The sequence below is a fragment of the Pseudomonas sp. FG47 genome (assembly GCF_057809115.1).
Window position 1 is genome coordinate 1 of the sequence record NZ_JBMDJI010000010.1, and the last position, 19,710, is coordinate 19,710.

Sequence of the window (19,710 nt, forward strand, 5' to 3'; positions counted from 1 at the left end):
CTGCTCGCAGCCCTCTCGCGACACAAGGCCGCTCCTAAAACGCTTGGGTCCGCCTGCGCAATCCTTTGCTCAGCCCAATCCCTTCTATTAATAATCCCGTCTTATAGCCAAAACCAATCAGCAGCATGAGCTTTGCCAATGAGCCTTTGGCCGGAGCAGTCGGTAGGATTCACTCCATCAACTGATTCCAACCCCATGAAGGAGCGTCTCTCATGCCAATCATCAACAGCCAGGTCAAACCGTTCAACGCCACCGCCTACCACAAGGGCGAGTTCGTCCAGGTCAGCGAAGCCGACCTGAAAGGCAAGTGGTCCGTCGTGTTCTTCTACCCGGCCGACTTCACTTTCGTCTGCCCGACCGAGCTGGGCGACCTGGCCGACAACTATGCCGAATTCCAGAAGCTGGGCGTCGAGATCTACGGCGTGTCCACCGACACCCACTTCACCCACAAAGCCTGGCACGACACCTCGGACACCATCGGCAAGATCCAGTACCCGCTGATCGGTGACCCGACCCACATCATCTCGCGCAACTTCGACGTGCTGATCGAAGAAGCCGGCCTGGCCGATCGCGGTACCTTCGTGATCAACCCGCAAGGCCAGATCAAGATCGTCGAACTGAACGATGGCGGTGTTGGCCGTGACGCCACCGAGCTGCTGCGCAAGGTCAAGGCTGCCCAGTACGTTGCCGCTCACCCAGGTGAAGTGTGCCCGGCCAAGTGGAAAGAAGGCGAAGCTACGCTCGCCCCGTCGCTCGATCTGGTCGGCAAGATCTAAGCCGATGCGCACCCCGCGGGCGGTAGACAGCCGCCAAAGCTGAAGCAGTTACCGCCCCGTAAAAGCGCCCGGGCGACCACGCCTGGGCGTTTTTGTATCCGAGTTTTGAAAAAGGAATCGCCCGTATGTTGGACGCCACGCTTAAATCGCAACTGAAAACCTACCTGGAGCGGGTCACCCAGCCGATCGAGATCGTTGCCTCCCTCGACGACGGCGCGAAGTCCCGCGAATTGCACGACCTGCTGGTGGAAATCGCCGGCCTGTCGAACCTCATTACCTTCAGCGCGGATGGCAGCGACGCCCGTCGTCCTTCGTTCTCGCTGAACCGCCCGGGTGCCGGTATAAGCTTGCGCTTCGCCGGCATCCCCATGGGTCATGAATTCACTTCCCTGGTGCTGGCGCTGCTGCAGGTCGGCGGTCACCCGTCCAAGGCCAGCGCCGAAGTGATCGAGCAGATCCAGGCCTTGGACGGTGAGTTCACCTTCGAGACCTACTTCTCGCTGTCGTGCCAGAACTGCCCGGACGTGGTCCAGGCGCTGAACCTGATGGCGGTGCTCAACCCCAACGTGCGCCATGTGGCCATCGACGGCGCGCTGTTCCAGGACGAAGTCGACGCCCGCAAGATCATGGCGGTGCCAAGCATCTACCTGAACGGCGAATTGTTCGGCCAGGGCCGCATGGGCCTGGAAGAGATCCTCGGCAAGCTCGACACCAATGCCGGTGCCCGCCAAGCCGAGAAGATCAACGCCAAGGACGCTTTCGACGTGCTGGTGGTCGGCGGTGGTCCCGCCGGCGCCGCGGCGGCCATCTATGCCGCGCGCAAAGGTATCCGCACCGGTGTTGCCGCCGAGCGTTTCGGCGGCCAGGTGCTCGATACCCTGGCCATCGAGAACTTCATCTCGGTACAGGAAACCGAGGGGCCCAAGCTGGCCACCGCGCTGGAAGAACACGTCAAGCAGTACGACGTCGACATCATGAACCTGCAGCGCGGCGAGGCGCTGATCCCGGCCACCGATGGCGGCTTGCACGAAGTGCGCTTGGCCGGCGGCGCCTCGCTCAAGGCCAAGACCGTGATCCTCGCCACCGGTGCCCGCTGGCGCGAAATGAACGTGCCGGGCGAGCAGGAGTACCGGGCCCGTGGCGTTGCCTACTGCCCGCACTGCGACGGCCCGCTGTTCAAGGGCAAGCGCGTGGCAGTGATCGGTGGCGGCAACTCGGGCGTGGAGGCAGCCATCGACCTGGCGGGCATCGTCGCCCAGGTCACCCTGATCGAGTTCGACAGCCAGTTGCGCGCCGATGCCGTGCTGCAGCGCAAGTTGCACAGCTTGGCGAACGTGAAGGTGATCACCAGTGCGTTGACCACCGAGGTGGTGGGCAACGGCGAGAAAGTGACCGGCCTGCGCTACAAGGACCGCAGCACCGAGCAGGTTCATGACCTGGCGCTGGAAGGCATCTTCGTGCAGATCGGCCTGCTGCCGAACACCGACTGGCTCAAAGGCACCGTTGAACTGTCGCCGCGTGGCGAGATCATCGTCGATGCCAAGGGTGCCACCAGCATTCCCGGGGTTTTTGCCGCCGGTGACGTGACCACGGTGCCGTACAAGCAGATCGTGATCGCCGTGGGCGAGGGCGCCAAGGCCTCGTTGGCCGCCTTCGACCACCTGATCCGCAGCTCGGCGCCGGCGTGAGTCGAACGCCGTAGGTGAAAGCGCCGTCATGCCTTTGGGCTGGCGGCGTTTTCGTATGGCTGCTCCGGCAGTTTCCCACGACATACCCTGCAACCTTCCACTATCGCCTTACCCCTGCGGCCTGCCCCCGCGCTCATGCTAGAATCCGCCCCTTCGAATCTGGAGGTAGACGCGTGCGCAAACTGGCGGTGGTAATGGCGGTGCTAGCCCTGGCGGGCTGTGACAACGAGGTCGAAGGTGTGCACAAGCAGGTGGCCGAACATCTGCACAACCCCAAGACGGCCAAGTTCGCCAACGTGCGCTTCGACACCCAGGGTTCCATCTGCGGCCAGGTGCGCGGCAAGGACGACAGCGGCCAGTACGAGCCTTATCGCAGTTACGTGGCGATCAAGCACGACGGCCAGTACGAGATCCTCATCGACCAGACCGGCAACAACCTGCGCATTCGTGAAGTCTGCGGCGGTGCCGACCTGCAGCGCCGAGCCGATGAGCTGGCTGAGCAGCCAGCGCCGCAAGGCTGGGATGTGGAAGTGATTCAGGGCCCGAACATGGGCGCGCTGACCGACATGACCGCGCGGCTGATCGAGAAGGGTATCCCGTCGTCGGTGGAGTATCGCGAGGGCAAGCCGGTGGTGTTGATGGGGCCGTTCCCGAGCAAGGTCGAGGCCGAGGCGCGCAAGGCCGAGGTGATGGGCAAGCTGGGCACCGATTCGATCGTCATCCAGCACGGCGCCAAGCGCTGAGCCCCCACACGCTGTGCGACCCGCCTTGCCCCGTAGGCGCCAGCCTTGCTGGCGCATGCGCTGGAACACGTGGCCCGGCCCTGCTGTCACAGCTATGCTGACAAGGGTAGGGGCGAGCGGGGGAGCACCTCATGGCAACGCTGGAACGGGCCATTGCGGTGGCCATCAAGGCACATGAAGGGCAGTACGACAAAGGCGGGGCGGCCTACATCCTCCACCCGTTGCGGGTGATGGAACGGGTGGTCACCCCCGAGCAACGCATCGTCGCGGTGCTGCACGACGTGCTGGAAGACACCCCGTTCACCCTCTCGGACCTGGCCCGAGAAGGCTTCCCGTTGAAGATCCTCGCCGCGCTGCTGGCCCTGAGCCGCCGTGAGGGGGAGAGCTACGAGGCCTTCGTCATCCGCCTGGGCGTCGACCCCTTGGCACGCCAGGTCAAGTTGGCCGACCTGGCCGACAACAGCGACTTGTCGCGTATTGCCCATCCCGGCCCCGCGGACTTGGCCCGGCTGAGCCGCTACCAGCAAGCCAGCGCCTACCTGCAGGCGCTGGCCTGAGCGGCATCAGCCACAGGCCTTGAGGTTGACCGGCCCGACGAACGCGTTGCCATGCCCCATCACGCATGCCACCTGCTGGTTGCGTTGCAGCTCCCAGGCCTGCGGCGGGTAGGTCTTGTTCCAGGCCTCGAACAGTTGCCGGTCCTGCTTGGACAGGCGCAGGTCGTACTGTTTGCTCATGTAGAAGTAGGTGCGTGCGATCATGCCGCGGATCGATGGCCGCGGCATGACCTTCTTGGCCTTGAAGTCGACCTGGGTCAGGCAACTGCCGTACTGGCCATGTTGCTCGGGCAGCCAGCCGAAGCTGTAGTTGCTGCGATCGCCGTTGACCTCGCCGATGCTTGGCACCAGGTTGTGCAGGTCGGCTTCGGCGCGCTGGTAGACCTTGTCGTTGCGCGAACAATTCTTGCGCCCGCCGCTTTGCCAGCACTGGCGCTGGTGGCCGATCTGCCAGGCCGGGACGATGTGTTCCCACTCGATGCGCGAGGCGCGGTTGAGGTTCTTGCGCGGCGCGTAGCCACATGAGGCCAGGTCGACTTTGTTGCCTTTGTACTTGCAACCGCAATAGAACTCGGTGGACTGCGGCGCGTACAGCTTCCAGGCGACCTTCTTGGCCTCCTGGAAGGTGCGCGGAGCGTCGGCGTGGGCGAGCGGGGTGGTCAACAGCAGGCAGGCGACAGCGAAAAGCGAAACTCTCATGCGGGGTCAGTCTTCCTTGGGCACGGTCCAGAAAATCTGCACGCCACCGTCGTCACGGTGGGCGAGGGTGACGTTGTCGTTCTCGGCGATTTCCTCGAGCAGGGTGGCCCAGTCGTCGGGCGACTCGTGCTCGAGGCGGAAGATCAAGGCGGCGCGGCTGCGCTGGGCGGTGGGGCTGTTGATGATCTTCTGGATGCGCTGACCCAGTTGTTCATAACTGCTTGGCGACGCGGAGGCGGGTTTGGCCACGGGGCTTTTCCTTTTTTGCTGTATGTGCATACAGTATTTCACTGTAAGCCGTTTCGCAACAGCGGGTAGGGCGAAAGCCGTATAAGACCGTGGTAGCAGGATTGGTTCCGTGCAAGCAGTATTCGCCGGCAAGCCGGCTCCTACAGTGGATTGTGCCCTACCTGTAGGAGTCGGCTTGCCGGCGAATCAACCGGAACCACCATCGGCCCGGTTGAGCTCAAGCGCGGATCAGTATTCCCAGAAGATCCGCTGCAGCTCCTTGCTGTCCTGGGTCTTGGTCATTGCGACCATGGCCAGGATTCGCGCTTTCTGCGGGTTCAGGTCGTGGGCCACGACCCAGTCGTTCTTGTCGTCAGGCTGTTCGGCGTTGCGCAGCACGAAGCCACCCTGGTTGACGTGGGACGAGCGAATGATCTGCACGCCGTTCTTGCGCAGCTCCTGCAGGGCAGGGACCACCCGCGACGACACCGAACCGTTGCCGGTACCGGCATGGATGATCGCCTTGGCGCCAGCCTGGGCCAGGGCCTTGTAGGCGGTGTCGGTCACGTTGCCGTAGCCGTAGGCGATGTCCACGGCCGGCAGTTTGCTGATTTGCTTGATGTCGAACTCGGAGTTGACGGTGTGGCGCTTGGCCGGCAGGCGGAAGAAGTACGACTTGCCTTCCACCACCATGCCCAGCGGGCCCCACTGGCTCTTGAAGGCTTCGGTCTTGATGTTGACCGACTTGCTGACGTCGCGACCCGACTGGATCTCGTCGTTCATGGTCACCAGCACGCCCTTGCCGCGAGCGTCCTTGCTGCTGGCCACGGCCACGGCGTTGTACAGGTTGAGCATGCCGTCGGCGGACATGGCGGTGCCCGGACGCATCGAACCGACCACGATGATCGGCTTGTCGGTTTTTTCCACCAGGTTGAGGAAGTAGGCGGTCTCTTCCAGGGTATCGGTGCCGTGGGTGATGACGATGCCGTCGACATCCTTGCTGTCGGCCAGCTCGGCGACGCGCTTGCCCAGTTTCAGCAGGTCGTCGTTGCCGATGCTCTCGGAGGCGATCTGCATCACCTGCTCGCCGCGCACGTTGGCCAAATCCTGCAGCTCCGGCACGCCGGCGATCAGCTTGTCGATGCCCAGCTTGGCGGCCTGGTAGGTGGCGCTGTTGGCGGCGGTGGCGCCGGCGCCGGCGATGGTGCCGCCGGTGGCCAGGATCACCACGTTGGCGAGCTTCTGTTGTTGCGCGGCTTCCTTGGCGGAAACGGCGGTCGGCAGCACCAGCAGCAGCGCCAGGGCGCTCGGTGCGAAGGTGTTCAGGGCGAATTTCATCATTTCTGCTTCTCTCTTCCTGGGTGAGATGTTCTCGATGTCGCGCGAATACAAAGGCAGATTTCGTACCAGCAACTACCGTTCGTCGTATTTCATTTTGACTCCCGAAACACTGGGGGTTAGCGGGCGGCCCGGTGCAGGCGCCGCAACCTGTCGTTCGGCAGCCCGAACAAGCGTAGGAAAGGTGTTCGGTTTTTCGGATAAATTGCGGATAATCCGACAGGCGTGCCCTTGGCCTGGGCCTGCGAATGGATTTGACAAAAGCGGGGCCTGTTTCCATAGTGAGCTACCGCAAACGTTTGCGATCCGATAAAAACCACAAGATTCGGAGTCATTTCCATGAAGCTGCCGTTTTCCGGCCGTCCCCTGGCCCTCGCCGTCGTTTCTTCGTTGCTGTTCTCCCTGCCGGCCGCCCATGCCGAAGACAAGCCCAAGGTCGCGCTGGTGATGAAATCCCTGGCCAACGAGTTCTTCCGCACCATGGAGGACGGCGCCAAGGCCTACCAGAAAGACCACGCCGCCGAGTTCGAGCTGGTCGCCAACGGCATCAAGGACGAGACCGACACCGGCAACCAGATCCGTATCGTCGAGCAGATGATCGCCACTGGCGCCAAGGCCCTGGTGATAGCCCCGGCCGACTCCAAGGCCTTGGTGCCGGTGGTGAAGAAAGCCATGGACGCCGGCATCACGGTGGTCAATATCGACAACCGCCTCGACCCCGACGTGCTCAAGAGCAAAGGCATCAGCGTGCCCTTCGTCGGCCCCGACAACCGCAAGGGCGCGCGCCTGGTGGGCGACTACCTGGCCCAGCACAAGCTCAAGGCTGGCGACCAGGTCGGCATCATCGAAGGCGTGCCGACCACCACCAATGCCCAGCAGCGCACCGCCGGGTTCAAGGACGCCATGCAAGCGGCGCAAATGAAGATCGTCTCGGTGCAGTCGGGTAATTGGGAAATCGACAAGGGCAACGCCGTGGCTGCCTCGATGCTCAATGAATACCCAGAGCTCAAGGCGTTGCTGGCCGGTAACGACAGCATGGCCCTGGGCGCGGTCTCGGCCGTGCGCGCCGCCGGCAAGACCGGCCAGGTGCAGGTGGTCGGTTACGACAACATCAATGCCATCAAGCCGATGCTCAAGGACGGCCGGGTGCTTGCCACCCTCGACCAGGCGGCCAGCCAGCAGGCGGTGTACGGCATCCAGGCGGCGCTGAAGATGGTCAAGGGCGAGCAGCCAGGCGTGGATGCCGACAATGTCATCCAGACCCCGGTCGAGCTGATTACCCAGTGATGTTGCGATCCCTGTAGGGGCGGGCTTGCCCCGCGATCACCGGCGTAGCCGGTGCCATGCGCCGCGTCGACTGCTTCGCGGGGCAAGTCCGCTCCTGCCAGGGGGTTGTGCCAACCTAGGAGAGAATGGCCATGTCAGTACCGGCCAATGAAACCGTGCTAGCCGTCAGCGGCCTGGGCAAGACCTACGCCCAGCCCGTGCTCGGCGATATCACCCTCGAGCTGCGCGGCGGCGAGGTGCTGGCCCTGACCGGCGAGAACGGCGCGGGCAAGTCGACCCTGTCCAAGCTGATCAGCGGCCTGGAGATCCCCAGCACCGGGCAGATGCTTTATCGCGGCGAGCCCTACAGCCCCGGCAGCCGCGCCGAGGCCGAGCGCCTTGGCGTGCGCATGGTGATGCAGGAGCTAAACCTGCTGCCCACCCTGACCGTGGCCGAGAACCTGTTTCTCGACAACCTGCCCAGCCGTTTTGGTTGGGTCAACCAAAAGCGCCTGCGTCAGCTGGCCAGCGCGGCCATGGCCCAGGTTGGCCTGGACGCCATAGACCCGGATACGCCCGTGGGCGAGCTGGGCATCGGCCACCAGCAGATGGTCGAGATCGCCCGCAACCTGATCGGTGACTGCCACGTACTGATCTTCGACGAGCCCACGGCCATGCTCACCGCCCGCGAGGTGGAGCTGCTGTTCACCCAGATCGAGCGCCTGCGCCAGCGCGGCGTGGCCATCGTGTATATCTCCCATCGCCTCGAAGAGTTGCAGCGCGTGGCCCAGCGCATTGCCGTGCTGCGTGATGGCAGGCTGGTGTGTGTCGAGCCGATCCAGCGCTACAGCAGCGCCGAACTGGTCAACCTGATGGTCGGCCGTGAGCTTGGCGAGCATATCGACCTGGGCCGGCGACAGATCGGCGCGCCCTTGCTCAAGGTCGACAAGCTCAGCCGCGGTGACAAGGTTCGCGGGGTGTCGTTCGAGGTCAGGGCAGGGGAGATCTTCGGCATCTCCGGCCTGATTGGCGCCGGGCGTACCGAGCTGCTGCGCCTGATCTACGGCGCCGACCACGCCGACAGCGGCAGCATTGCCCTTGGCCAGCGGCAGGTAACCATCGATTCGCCCAAGGCTGCAGTCAAGGCCGGCATCGCCCTGATCACCGAGGATCGCAAGGGCGAAGGCCTGCTGCTGTCGCAATCGATCAGCGCCAACATTGCCCTGGGCAACCTTGACGCGGTGTCCCGAGCCGGGGTGCTCGACCAGGGCGCCGAGCGTGCCCTGGCCGAACGCCAGATCAACGCCATGCGTATCCGTAGCGCCAGCCCTGCCCAGGCAGTCGGCGAGTTGTCCGGTGGCAACCAGCAAAAGGTGGTGATTGGCCGATGGCTGGAGCGCGACTGCCAGGTGCTGCTGTTCGACGAACCCACCCGCGGTATCGATGTCGGCGCCAAGTTCGACATCTATGGCTTGCTCGCCGAGCTGGCGCGCCAGGGCAAGGCCCTGGTGGTGGTGTCCAGCGACCTGCGCGAGCTGATGCTGATCTGCGACCGCATCGCCGTGCTCAGCGCCGGCCGTCTGATCGACACCTTCGACCGCGACGGGTGGACCCAGGACCAACTGCTTGCCGCCGCCTTCGCCGGCTACCAGAAACGTGATGCCCTGCTGCACGACGCAGCTCCCAGGATGGACGCATGAAAACCACAACAAACATCTCGGGTGCCGCGCCCGTGCGCCGCAGCGGCACCTATTTCGGCCTGGGTACCTACCTGGGCCTGGCTGGCGCCTTGCTGGCGATGATCGTGCTGTTCTCGCTGCTCAGCAGCCACTTTCTGTCCTATGCCACCTTCAGCACCCTGGCCAACCAGATCCCCGACCTGATGGTGCTGGCGGTGGGCATGACCTTTGTGTTGATCATCGGCGGCATCGACCTGTCGGTAGGCTCGGTGCTGGCGCTGGCGGCGTCCACGGTCAGCGTGGCGATCCTCGGCTGGGGCTGGGGCGTGCTGCCCGCGGCGCTGCTGGGCATGGCCGTGGCGGCCTTGGCTGGCAGCCTCACCGGCAGCATCACCGTGGCCTGGCGCATCCCCTCGTTCATCGTCTCGCTGGGTGTGCTGGAAATGGCCCGCGGCCTGGCCTACCAGTTCACCGACTCGCGTACCGCCTATATCGGCGATGCTTATGCCTGGTTCTCCAACCCGGTGGCCTTCGGTATTTCCCCTGCCTTCATCATCGCCCTGCTGGTGATCGTGCTGGCCCAGTTGGTGCTGACGCGTAGCGTGTTCGGCCGCTACCTGATCGGCATCGGTACCAATGAAGAGGCGGTGCGCCTGGCCGGTATCGACCCGCGTCCGTACAAGATCCTGGTATTCGCCCTGATGGGCGTGCTCGCCGGGCTGGCCGCGCTGTTCCAGATCTCCCGGCTGGAAGCCGCCGACCCCAACGCCGGTTCCGGCCTCGAGTTGCAGGTGATCGCCGCCGTGGTAATCGGCGGCACCAGCCTGATGGGCGGGCGTGGTTCGGTCATCAGCACTTTCTTCGGCGTGCTGATCATTTCGGTGCTGGCCGCTGGCCTTGCGCAGATCGGCGCTTCGGAACCCACCAAACGCATCATCACCGGGGCGGTCATCGTCGTCGCCGTGGTGCTCGACACTTACCGCAGCCGGCGCGCGAGCCGGCGGAACTGAACCCATGGCTACCATTAAAGACGTCGCGGCACTGGCGGGTATTTCCTATACCACCGTGTCCCATGTATTGAACAAGACCCGCCCGGTCAGCGAGCCGGTGCGGCTGAAAGTCGAGGCGGCGATCGCCGAGCTCGACTACGTGCCCAGCGCCGTGGCCCGCTCGCTGAAGGCGCGCAGCACCGCCACCATCGGCTTGCTGGTGCCCAACAGCGTCAACCCGTACTTCGCCGAGCTGGCCCGGGGGATCGAGGACGCCTGTGAGCGCAATGGTTATTGCGTGATCCTGTGCAACTCCGACGACAACCCGCAGAAGCAGCGCAGCTACCTGCGGGTGCTGCTGGAAAAGCGCATCGACGGCTTGATCGTCGCCTCGGTGGGCGAGGACCAGGACCTGCTTGCCAGCCTCGGCGGCGTGCGCACGCCAATGGTCATCGTCGACCGCGCCCTGGATGGCGTGGCCGCCGACCTGGTGCGCATCGATCACGAGCAGGGTGCCTACCTCGCCACCCGCCATCTGCTGGAGCTTGGCCATCGCGAGATCGCCACCATCGCCGGCCCGGTCGATACCGGCGTCAGCCAGCTGCGCCTGGCCGGGTTTCGCCGGGCCATGGCCGAGGCGGGTGCGCCCATTGCCGCCGGCCATGTGCTGCACAGCGATTTCACCAGCCCCGGCGGCCATGCCGCGGCGGCGCGCCTGCTCGATGGCGAACGGCCCACGGCGATCTTCGCCGGCAACGACATGATCGGCTTCGGTGTGCTGCGCGCCGCCGCCGAGCGCAATATCGATGTACCCGGCGAGCTGTCGGTGATTGGCTTCGACGATATCGAGCTGAGTCGCTACGTGTACCCGGCGCTGACCACGGTCGGCCAGTCGATCCGCGAGCTGGGCGAAAACGCTGCCGGCCTGTTGCTGTCGCGCATCGGCACGCCCAGCCGCGGCGAGGCCGAGCAACGCATCGTCGCCCCGCGCATCGTCCTGCGTGAGTCCACCGGGCCGCGCCCGGACCTGTTCAACGATTACCGGTAAGGAATAACCATGAATGCCAAGGTGGTTGTGGTCGGCAGCCTCAACATGGACCTGGTCGCCCGCGCCCAGCGCTTGCCCCGTGGCGGCGAGACCTTGCCCGGCGAAAGCTTCTTCACCGCCCCTGGCGGCAAGGGCGCCAACCAGGCGGTGGCGGCAGCCCGGTTGGGCGCCAGCGTGGCGATGATCGGCAATGTCGGTGAAGACGCCTATGGCCAGCAGTTGCGTCGCGCCCTGGAGGTGGAGGGCATCGACTGCCAAGGGGTTGGCGTGTGCAACGGGGTTTCCAGCGGCGTGGCGCTGATCGTGGTGGATGCCGCCAGCCAGAACGCCATCGTGATCATTCCTGGCGGCAATGGCCTGCTTGGGCCTGAGTCGGTGCGCCGTTTCGACAGCCTGCTGCAGCAGGCCGAGGTGATCATCTGCCAGCTGGAGGTGCCTGCCGCAACCGTGGCCTGGACCCTGGCCCGTGGCCGTGAACTGGGCAAGACGGTGATCCTCAATCCGGCACCGGCCAGTGGCCCACTGCCGGCGGAATGGTTCGCCCATATCGATTACCTGATTCCCAACGAGAGCGAAGCCGAGGCCCTGTCCGGCCTGCAGGTCAACGACCAGGACAGCGCCCGGCGTGCCGCCGAGCGCTTGCGCAAGATGGGCGCGCGCAAGGTGATCGTCACCCTCGGCGCCCAGGGTGCGTTACTGGTCGATGCCGCTGGCAGCCGGCATTTTCCGGCCCCTCGCGTGCAGCCGGTGGATACCACCGCGGCAGGCGATACCTTCGTTGGTGGCTTTGCCGCCAGTCTGGCATGTGCTCTGCCCGAGGATGAGGCGATCGGCTTTGGCCAGCGCGCAGCCGCATTGTCGGTGACCCGTGTCGGCGCGCAGCCGTCGATTCCGTACCTCAAGGAGCTGGCACCATGAAAAAGACCGCGCTGCTGAATATCGCCCTGTCGCGTACCATCGCCGGGCTCGGGCATGGCGACATCCTGGTGATTGGCGATGCCGGGTTGCCAGTGCCGGCGGGGGTGGAACTGATCGACCTGGCGCTGACGCCCGGTATTCCGACCTTCGCCAGTGTCCTGCGCGCGGTGCTCAGCGAGATGCAGGTGGAGCACCATGTGCTGGCCGAGGAAGTGTTCCAGGCCGCGCCACCGGCCTTGGCGGATCTCGAGCAGTTGCATGCCCGTGGCGAGCTTGGCCAGCGCGGGGTGATGAGCCATGCCGATTTCAAGGCCTTGTGCCGTCAGGCGCGGGCCGTGGTGCGTACGGGGGAGTACAGGCCCTACAGCAATATTGCCCTGGTGGCTGGCGTTACCTTCTAGACCGAACGCAAGGGCTGCGCCTTTGATAGACCGCGAAGCGGCCGCCCCTGAATCCATCCCCTAGCAACAAGGAGTGCTGAATGTCCCTGAAAATCTTGCTCCAAGGAGCCGTGCTCATGTCCGCGCTGGCTGCTACCTCTGTCATGGCCGCCCCGCGCGACCTGATCATTGACACTGATCCCGGTGCCGACGATGTGGTGGCGCTGCTGCTGGCCATGGCCTCGCCGCAAGAGCTGAAGATCCGCGCCATTACCACCGTCGCTGGCAACGTGCGCCTGGAAAAGACCTCGCGCAATGCCCGCCTGGCCCGTGAGTGGGGCGGCCGCGAAGACATCCCGGTGTATGCCGGGGCAGGGCGCCCACTGGTGCGTACGCCGATCTACGCGGCCAACGTGCATGGCGAGGAAGGCCTGACCGGCGTGCAGGTGCACGAGCCGAAGAAACCCTTGGCCAAAGGCAATGCGGTGCAGTACCTGGTCGACACCCTGAGCGCCGCCGAGCCTCACAGCATCACCATCGCCATGCTTGGCCCGCAGACCAACCTGGCCCTGGCGCTGATCCAGAAGCCCGAGATCGTCAGCGGCATCAAGGAAGTGGTGGTGATGGGCGGCGCGCACTTCAACGGCGGCAACATCACCCCGGCGGCGGAGTTCAACCTTTACGCCGACCCCCATGCCGCCGAAGTGGTGCTAGGCAGCGGCGTCAAGCTCACCTACCTGCCGCTGGACGTGACCCACAAGGTGCTCACCAGCGACGCTCGCCTTGAACAGTTGGCGGCAGTGAACAACAAGGCCAGCAAGCTGGTGGTGGATATCCTCAACGCCTACATCAAGTTCGACATGGACAGCTACGGCATGCCTGGCGGCCCGGTGCACGATGCCAGCGTGATCGCCTACCTGCTCAAGCCCGAGCTGTTCAAGGGCAAGCAGGTGCATATGCTGGTCGACAGCCGCGAAGGCCCGACCTTCGGCCAGACCGTGGCCGACTGGTACGGCGTGCTCAAACAGCCGGCCAACGTGACCTGGATCGAGGAGGGCGATGCCCAGGGCTTCTTCGACCTGCTCAGTGCGCGCCTGGCCCGATTGCAATAGCCTCGAGTGGCGCGTGGCGCTCGAGCACCTGTTCGATGAAGCTGCGCGCTGCCTCACCGCCGCGATCGCGCACCAGCAGGTCGACGGCAATCAGCATCAGCTCTTCGGGGGTGCTGGGGCTGTAGGCGCTTTGGCCCTCGTCCCACTTGACCTTGATATCGGCATCGATGCTGTGGCTGCTCATGGGGCGGTTCTCGCTGGGGCCTTGGGGATAGGTCGAATACCGCGTCCTGGCGTTCGAAGGGGAGGCTGTTTCGCGCTCCGCTTCTTGCAGTAAATCATGCCTTTGCCGCAGGGGCCCTGCGACTTAAGCATAAGCACCGGGCGGGGCCGAACCGCAGGTTTGGTGCAAAATTCAGTCACGATTGCGTTTCGCGTCTAGCGCCGCGGTCAGGCAGAATTGTGCGGTTTTGCAACAAACAGTTGGTGGAACTGTCCGATAGTGCAGTTCCCAGATCGATTTAGGAGGATTCATGTTCCGTACCCGCGCTTCCCTGGCGACCCTGCTGGTGGCTTCCGTCCTGGCAGGTTGCAGCACCGGCGGTTCTTCGGGTGGCAGCAGCGCCCCCGCCGCCCCGGCCGACAACCACGGCCGCTGCGAAGCCAGTGGCGCCGACTTCACCATCGGCAAGCCGGCCAGCCCTGCGCTGCTGGAGCAGGCGCGCAAGGCCAGCGGTTCGCAAATGGCGCGCATCCTCACGCCGCATGATGTGATCACCCTGGAATACCGCTCCGAGCGCCTCAACCTGAACGTCGACGACAAGGGTGTGGTCACGCGTGTGAACTGCGGCTGATCCAAGCCCAGAATTGGCCCCTTTGTAGGAGCGGCCTTGTGTCGCGATAGGGGCGCGCAGCGGCCCCCAGTTCGTCGTCACAACACAGATCGCCGGGGCCGCTTTGCGGCCCTTTCGCGACGCAAGGCCGCTCCTACAAAAGGGCTGCATTGTTCTGACAGCCCATAAAAAAACCCGCCACAAGTGACGGGTTTTTTACAGCTATCCGAAATTACTCCGGACGAACCTGCGCAGCCTGCATGCCCTTCTGGCCGCGCTCGGCAACGAAGGAAACGGTCTGGCCTTCTTTCAGGCTCTTGAAGCCGTCGGTTTCGATGGCCTTGAAGTGTACGAACAGGTCGTCGCCGCCGCCTTGAGGAGTGATGAAGCCGAAGCCTTTTTCATCGTTGAACCACTTGACGGTGCCGGTTTGGCGATTGGACATGGGGTGAATCTCCAGAAACATGATTTTTTATCGGGGTGCAGTGTCGCCTAAGCTTCAGTGGCACCGACGACACTATAGTCTAATTCTTCGCATCTAGCGCCTATTACCTTCGCAGGATGTTGATCCAAGGCAAAAGATGCGACGGGTAGCCGGAAAAACCGGCCTATTTTGGCTTGCAACTGGCCTGGACCACCTGCTGGGCCTTCTGCATCAGCTTGGCGTCTACGCCGTCCTGGCTGTCGAGGTCCTCGATCTCCTTGTCGTTGAAATTCTTCTTGATGGCTTGGGCACCACACTCGCAGTGCTTCTTGGCTGTCGCCGCATCCACGCCTTGGCCGCTCGCCACTTGTTGGCACTGCGCCATATAGGACGCTTCCTTGCCGGCGGGGAAATCGCCTGCGTTGGCAGCCAGGGGCAGCAGCAGGGCGCTCGCGGCGCAGGCAGCCAGAAGGGACTGAAGTCGCATAACCGGACACTCCTTGGTTAATAGTCTCATCAAGAGTAGGTTGCTTCAGAAAGTCTGATAGGAAATTTTCCGCAAGAGTTCACCGCCAAGGCGTAAATTCCAAATATTTCTGCCGGCCGCTCTAGCCCCGTGCTAGCATGCCTCCCTTGCGCCACGCCCTGTGCGGGCGCATTTCTCTTTATACCTTCCAGTCACTCTGGTTCGTCCCTGGCAGGCCGAAAGGTCTCTGCCACTGTGAGGCAGGCTTTCCCGCGGGAAAGGCAGGGCGGATCTTGTACTGGCTCATCCCAACCCACGTGACCTTTGGTAGGGGTCACCACTAGGAGAGGAGGCGCCATGCCCGTTATTACTCTTCCCGATGGCAGTCAACGCACGTTCGACCAGCCGGTATCCGTAGCCGAAGTCGCCGCTTCGATTGGCGCGGGCCTGGCCAAGGCCACCCTGGCCGGCAAGGTCGATGGCAAGCTCGTCGATGCCTGCGACAAGATCGACCACGACGCCACCCTGCAGATCATCACCCCTAAAGATGAAGAGGGACTGGAGATCATCCGTCACTCGTGCGCCCACCTGATCGGCCACGCCGTGAAACAGCTGTACCCGACCGCCAAGATGGTGATCGGCCCGGTGATCGATGAAGGTTTCTACTACGACATCGCCTACGAGCGTCCTTTCACCCCCGAGGACCTCGCCGCCATCGAAAAGCGCATGCAGCAGCTGATCGAGAAGGACTACGACGTCGTCAAGAAGATGACCCCGCGCGCCGATGTCATCGACGTGTTCACCCAGCGTGGCGAAGACTACAAGCTGCGCCTGGTCGAGGACATGCCCGATGAACAGGCCATGGGCCTGTACTACCACGAAGAATACGTCGACATGTGCCGTGGCCCGCACGTGCCGAACACCCGCTTCCTCAAGGCGTTCAAGCTGACCAAGCTCAGCGGCGCCTACTGGCGTGGCGATGCCAAGAACGAACAGCTGCAACGTGTGTACGGCACCGCCTGGGCCGACAAGAAGCAGCTGGCGGCGTACATCCAGCGCATCGAAGAAGCCGAAAAACGCGACCACCGCAAGATCGGCAAGCAGCTCGACCTGTTCCACCTGCAGGAAGAAGCACCGGGCATGGTGTTCTGGCACGCCAATGGCTGGACCGTGTACCAGGTGCTCGAGCAGTACATGCGTAAAGTGCAGCGCGAGAACGGCTACCAGGAGATCAAGACCCCGCAGGTGGTCGATCGTATTCTCTGGGAGCGTTCCGGCCACTGGACCAACTACGCCGAGAACATGTTCACCACCGCCTCGGAAAGCCGTGACTACGCGGTGAAGCCGATGAACTGCCCGTGCCACGTGCAGGTGTTCAACCAGGGCCTGAAGTCCTACCGCGACCTGCCGCTGCGCCTGGCCGAGTTCGGCGCCTGCCACCGCAACGAGCCGTCCGGCGCGCTGCATGGCATCATGCGCGTGCGTGGCTTCGTGCAGGACGATGCGCACATCTTCTGCACCGAGGAGCAGGTGAAGAAGGAAGCTGCCGACTTCATCAAGCTGACCCTGGATGTGTACAAGGACTTCGGCTTCACCGACGTCGCCATGAAGCTGTCGACCCGTCCGGCCAAGCGCGTGGGTTCCGAAGAGCTGTGGGATCGCGCCGAAGGCGCCCTGGCCGATGCCCTGAACGACTCGGGCCTGGAGTGGGAATACCAGCCGGGCGAGGGCGCGTTCTACGGTCCGAAGATCGAGTTCACCCTGCGCGACTGCCTCGGCCGTAACTGGCAGTGCGGCACCCTGCAGTACGACCCGAACCTTCCAGAGCGCCTGGATGCCAGCTACATCGCCGAAGATAACAGCCGCGTGCGCCCGGTAATGCTGCACCGCGCCATCCTCGGTTCGTTCGAGCGCTTCATCGGCATGCTCATCGAACATTACGCTGGCGTGTTCCCGGCCTGGCTCGCCCCGACCCAAGCCGTGATCATGAACATCACCGACAAACAGGCCGATTTCGCCCTCGAGGTGGAAAAAGCCCTGAACGGTAGCGGATTCCGTGCCAAGTCGGACTTGAGAAATGAGAAGATCGGCTTTAAAATCCGCGAGCATACGTTGCTGCGGGTCCCTTACCTTTTGGTTATAGGGGATCGCGAAGTCGAAACGCAAACCGTCGCTGTGCGCACCCGTGAAGGCGCAGACCTGGGCTCGATGCCCGTCGCGCAGTTCACTGAGCTGCTGTCGCAAGCGGTTTCCCGGCGTGGTCGCCAAGAATCGGAGTAAAGATTATTAAGCGTGAAATGAGAAACGATAAACGAACTGCACCGAAAGCCCCGATCAACGAGAATATCTCGGCACGCGAGGTTCGGTTAATTGGTGCTGACGGCGAGCAGATTGGCATCGTCTCGATTGATGAAGCGCTGCGTATCGCTGATGAAGCGAAGCTGGATCTGGTGGAAATCTCTGCAGACGCGCAACCGCCCGTCTGCAAGGTGATGGACTACGGCAAGCACCTCTTCGAGAAGAAGAAGCAGGCCAACGAAGCCAAGAAGAACCAGAAGCAGATCCAGATCAAAGAAATCAAGTTTCGTCCAGGGACGGAAGAAGGGGATTACCAGGTAAAACTACGCAACCTGGTACGTTTCCTTAGCGATGGGGACAAGGCCAAGATCTCTCTGAGATTCCGCGGCCGTGAGATGGCCCACCAGGAGCTGGGCATGGAGCTGTTGAAGCGGGTCGAAGCTGACCTCGTGGAATACGGCACCGTTGAGCAGCATCCGAAGATGGAAGGACGCCAGCTTATGATGGTCATCGCCCCCAAAAAGAAGAAGTAATCTCCCGGGCACGGCAGGCCTGATGATTATTGTGTAATTTTTATTCGAATGCGGAGTTCCAACATGCCAAAAATGAAAACCAAGAGCGGTGCTGCGAAGCGCTTCCTGAAGACGGCTTCCGGCTTCAAGCACAAGCACGCTTTCAAGAGCCACATCCTGACCAAAATGTCGACCAAGCGTAAGCGTCAACTGCGCGGTGCCAGCTTGCTGCACCCGTCTGACGTGGCAAAAGTCGAGCGCATGCTGCGCGTTCGTTAATTCTGGTTAAGATAGAGGAAGTTACTCATGGCTCGTGTTAAGCGCGGCGTTATCGCTCGTAAGCGTCACAAAAAAATTCTGAAACTGGCTAAAGGCTACTACGGTGCACGCTCGCGCGTATTCCGCGTTGCCAAGCAAGCGGTCATCAAGGCAGGCCAATACGCCTACCGCGACCGTCGCCAGAAGAAGCGTCAGTTCCGCGCACTGTGGATCGCTCGTATCAACGCCGGTGCCCGCACCAACGGTCTGTCGTACAGCCGTCTGATTGCTGGCCTGAAAAAAGCGTCGATCGAAATCGACCGCAAGGTTCTGGCTGATCTGGCAGTGAACGAAAAAGCGGCGTTTGCTGCGATTGTCGAGAAGGCTAAAGCCGTACTGGCTTAAGTACCCACGACAATCATCCGGCGGCGCCTGCGCCGTCGGGTGTAAAACGTCATCGGATAGGGGAAGAGCCTTCAAAAGCTCTTCCCCTATTTTCGTATCTGGAGTCTGTACATGGAAAACCTGGACGCGCTGGTCGCCCAAGCCCTCGAGGCCGTGGAACGCGCTGAAGACATCACTACCCTGGAACAGATCCGGGTCCAATATCTCGGCAAGAAAGGCGAGCTGACCCAGGTGATGAAGACCCTGGGCAACCTGCCAGCCGAAGAGCGCCCCAAGGTCGGCGCGCTGATCAACGACGCCAAGGAACGCGTCACCGACGTGCTCAACGCACGCAAGGCCGCCTTTGAAGAGGCCGAGCTCAACGCTCGCCTGGCCGCCGAATGCATCGACGTGACCCTGCCAGGCCGTGGCCAGACCACCGGCGGGCTGCACCCGATTACCCGTACTCTCGAGCGCATCGAGCAGTTCTTCACCCACATCGGCTACGGCATCGCCGAAGGCCCTGAGGTCGAAGACGACTACCACAACTTCGAAGCGCTCAACATCCCCGGCCACCACCCGGCCCGGGCGATGCACGACACCTTCTACTTCAACGCCAACATGCTGCTGCGCACCCACACCTCGCCGGTCCAGGTGCGCACCATGGAAAGCACCCAGCCGCCGATCCGCATCGTCTGCCCAGGCCGTGTGTACCGTTGCGACTCGGATATCACCCACTCGCCGATGTTCCACCAGGTCGAAGGCCTGCTGGTCGATCGCGGCATCAACTTCGCCGACCTCAAGGGCACCATCGAAGAGTTCCTGCGGGTGTTCTTCGAGAAAGAACTGGCCGTGCGCTTCCGCCCGTCGTTCTTCCCCTTCACCGAGCCGAGCGCCGAAGTCGACATCCAGTGCGTGATGTGTTCCGGCAAGGGCTGTCGCGTGTGCAAGCAGACCGGCTGGCTGGAAGTGATGGGCTGCGGCATGGTCCACCCGAACGTGCTGCGCATGTCCGGCATCGACCCGGAAGAGTACCAGGGCTTCGCCTTCGGCATGGGCGCCGAGCGCCTGGCCATGCTGCGCTATGGCGTCAACGATTTGCGTCTGTTCTTCGACAACGACCTGCGGTTCTTGGCTCAATTCCGCTAGGCCCAATCGACGCAACTTTCAGGAG

General features: G+C 63.1%; 23 protein-coding genes. 17 read left to right on the forward strand and 6 right to left on the reverse strand.

Translation table 11 applies throughout. The annotated features are described in order from the left end of the window. Positions 1–212 precede the first annotated feature (212 nt). The 4 genes from ahpC to ACODS5_RS10450 all read left to right on the forward strand — a co-directional run bounded on the left by ahpC (position 213) and on the right by ACODS5_RS10450 (position 3,764). Positions 213–776: an alkyl hydroperoxide reductase subunit C gene (ahpC, locus tag ACODS5_RS10435; RefSeq protein WP_134693692.1), complete on the forward strand. Its 564-nt coding sequence runs from the start codon at positions 213–215 to the stop codon at positions 774–776. Between the two features lie 125 nt (positions 777–901). Beyond that, complete coding sequence (gene ahpF / locus ACODS5_RS10440; RefSeq protein WP_489108603.1) at positions 902–2,464, forward strand: alkyl hydroperoxide reductase subunit F; 1,563 nt, start codon at positions 902–904, stop codon at positions 2,462–2,464. Positions 2,465–2,637: 173 nt separating this feature from the next. After that, positions 2,638–3,207 carry an SPOR domain-containing protein gene (locus ACODS5_RS10445; RefSeq protein WP_134693694.1) on the forward strand — a complete coding sequence of 190 codons (570 nt, stop codon included), beginning with the start codon at positions 2,638–2,640 and terminating at the stop codon, positions 3,205–3,207. 131 nt (positions 3,208–3,338) lie between these two features. After that, complete coding sequence (locus ACODS5_RS10450; RefSeq protein ID WP_134693695.1) at positions 3,339–3,764, forward strand: GTP pyrophosphokinase; 426 nt, start codon at positions 3,339–3,341, stop codon at positions 3,762–3,764. Between the two features lie 6 nt (positions 3,765–3,770). Here the strand turns inward: ACODS5_RS10450 and ACODS5_RS10455 are convergent, their stop codons facing one another. The 3 genes from ACODS5_RS10455 to ACODS5_RS10465 form a co-directional block, all read right to left on the reverse strand. Continuing rightward, entirely contained in the window at positions 3,771–4,463 is a 693-nt protein-coding gene (locus tag ACODS5_RS10455; protein ID WP_134693696.1) for an endonuclease, read from the reverse strand. A 6-nt stretch (positions 4,464–4,469) separates the two neighbouring features. Beyond that, entirely contained in the window at positions 4,470–4,712 is a 243-nt protein-coding gene (locus ACODS5_RS10460; RefSeq protein ID WP_134693697.1) for a DUF1654 domain-containing protein, read from the reverse strand. Positions 4,713–4,940: 228 nt separating this feature from the next. After that, positions 4,941–6,029, reverse strand: coding sequence for an asparaginase (locus ACODS5_RS10465; protein WP_489108604.1), 1,089 nt, complete (start codon positions 6,027–6,029; stop codon positions 4,941–4,943). 339 nt (positions 6,030–6,368) lie between these two features. Between ACODS5_RS10465 and ACODS5_RS10470 the strand changes: the two genes are divergently transcribed. From ACODS5_RS10470 to ACODS5_RS10500, 7 genes are all read left to right on the forward strand, one after another. Continuing rightward, a complete protein-coding gene (locus ACODS5_RS10470) occupies positions 6,369–7,316 on the forward strand; it encodes a sugar ABC transporter substrate-binding protein (RefSeq protein ID WP_489108605.1) in 948 nt (315 codons plus the stop codon). A gap of 131 nt (positions 7,317–7,447) precedes the next feature. Further along, positions 7,448–8,995: a sugar ABC transporter ATP-binding protein gene (locus ACODS5_RS10475; RefSeq protein ID WP_489108606.1), complete on the forward strand. Its 1,548-nt coding sequence runs from the start codon at positions 7,448–7,450 to the stop codon at positions 8,993–8,995. Then, positions 8,992–9,984: an ABC transporter permease gene (locus ACODS5_RS10480; RefSeq protein WP_134693700.1), complete on the forward strand. Its 993-nt coding sequence runs from the start codon at positions 8,992–8,994 to the stop codon at positions 9,982–9,984. Before ACODS5_RS10475 ends, ACODS5_RS10480 begins: the two co-directional genes overlap by 4 nt. Before the next feature lie 4 nt (positions 9,985–9,988). Beyond that, complete coding sequence (locus ACODS5_RS10485; protein WP_134693701.1) at positions 9,989–11,011, forward strand: LacI family DNA-binding transcriptional regulator; 1,023 nt, start codon at positions 9,989–9,991, stop codon at positions 11,009–11,011. 9 nt (positions 11,012–11,020) lie between these two features. Next, complete coding sequence (gene rbsK / locus ACODS5_RS10490; protein ID WP_489108607.1) at positions 11,021–11,929, forward strand: ribokinase; 909 nt, start codon at positions 11,021–11,023, stop codon at positions 11,927–11,929. Continuing rightward, on the forward strand, positions 11,926–12,330 hold the full coding sequence (gene rbsD, locus ACODS5_RS10495; protein ID WP_489108608.1) for a D-ribose pyranase: 405 nt from the start codon (positions 11,926–11,928) through the stop codon (positions 12,328–12,330). Before rbsK ends, rbsD begins: the two co-directional genes overlap by 4 nt. Positions 12,331–12,410: 80 nt before the next feature. Beyond that, positions 12,411–13,421: a nucleoside hydrolase gene (locus ACODS5_RS10500; protein ID WP_489108609.1), complete on the forward strand. Its 1,011-nt coding sequence runs from the start codon at positions 12,411–12,413 to the stop codon at positions 13,419–13,421. Here the strand turns inward: ACODS5_RS10500 and ACODS5_RS10505 are convergent. Then, positions 13,393–13,605, reverse strand: a complete 213-nt coding sequence (locus ACODS5_RS10505) for a hypothetical protein (RefSeq protein ID WP_134693705.1) — start codon at positions 13,603–13,605, stop codon at positions 13,393–13,395. The genes ACODS5_RS10500 and ACODS5_RS10505 overlap by 29 nt on opposite strands. A 289-nt stretch (positions 13,606–13,894) precedes the next feature. Here ACODS5_RS10505 and ACODS5_RS10510 point away from each other — a divergent pair, with 289 nt between their 5' ends. Next, positions 13,895–14,215, forward strand: coding sequence for an I78 family peptidase inhibitor (locus tag ACODS5_RS10510; RefSeq protein ID WP_134693706.1), 321 nt, complete (start codon positions 13,895–13,897; stop codon positions 14,213–14,215). 211 nt (positions 14,216–14,426) lie between these two features. Here the strand turns inward: ACODS5_RS10510 and ACODS5_RS10515 are convergent, their stop codons facing one another. Together ACODS5_RS10515 and ACODS5_RS10520 are read right to left on the reverse strand one after the other, a co-directional pair. Then, on the reverse strand, positions 14,427–14,639 hold the full coding sequence (locus ACODS5_RS10515; protein ID WP_110993890.1) for a cold-shock protein: 213 nt from the start codon (positions 14,637–14,639) through the stop codon (positions 14,427–14,429). Between the two features lie 163 nt (positions 14,640–14,802). After that, positions 14,803–15,105 (reverse strand): hypothetical protein, encoded by a 303-nt coding sequence (locus tag ACODS5_RS10520; RefSeq protein ID WP_318866011.1) that lies wholly within the window; start codon positions 15,103–15,105, stop codon positions 14,803–14,805. A gap of 336 nt (positions 15,106–15,441) precedes the next feature. Between ACODS5_RS10520 and thrS the strand changes: the two genes are divergently transcribed. The 5 genes from thrS (at position 15,442) to pheS (ending at position 19,685) form a co-directional block, all read left to right on the forward strand. Next, complete coding sequence (gene thrS, locus ACODS5_RS10525) at positions 15,442–17,364, forward strand: threonine--tRNA ligase (protein WP_489108610.1); 1,923 nt, start codon at positions 15,442–15,444, stop codon at positions 17,362–17,364. Positions 17,365–17,381: 17 nt separating this feature from the next. Then, the gene (gene infC / locus ACODS5_RS10530; protein ID WP_031314567.1) at positions 17,382–17,915 is read left to right on the forward strand and encodes a translation initiation factor IF-3; all 534 of its coding nucleotides are present in this window, start codon (positions 17,382–17,384) and stop codon (positions 17,913–17,915) included. 63 nt (positions 17,916–17,978) lie between these two features. Beyond that, entirely contained in the window at positions 17,979–18,173 is a 195-nt protein-coding gene (rpmI, locus tag ACODS5_RS10535; protein ID WP_003250667.1) for a 50S ribosomal protein L35, read from the forward strand. A 27-nt stretch (positions 18,174–18,200) separates the two neighbouring features. Beyond that, complete coding sequence (rplT, locus tag ACODS5_RS10540) at positions 18,201–18,557, forward strand: 50S ribosomal protein L20 (protein ID WP_003250671.1); 357 nt, start codon at positions 18,201–18,203, stop codon at positions 18,555–18,557. Between the two features lie 111 nt (positions 18,558–18,668). Then, on the forward strand, positions 18,669–19,685 hold the full coding sequence (pheS, locus tag ACODS5_RS10545; RefSeq protein ID WP_023629191.1) for a phenylalanine--tRNA ligase subunit alpha: 1,017 nt from the start codon (positions 18,669–18,671) through the stop codon (positions 19,683–19,685). The last annotated feature ends 25 nt before the right edge of the window (positions 19,686–19,710 follow it).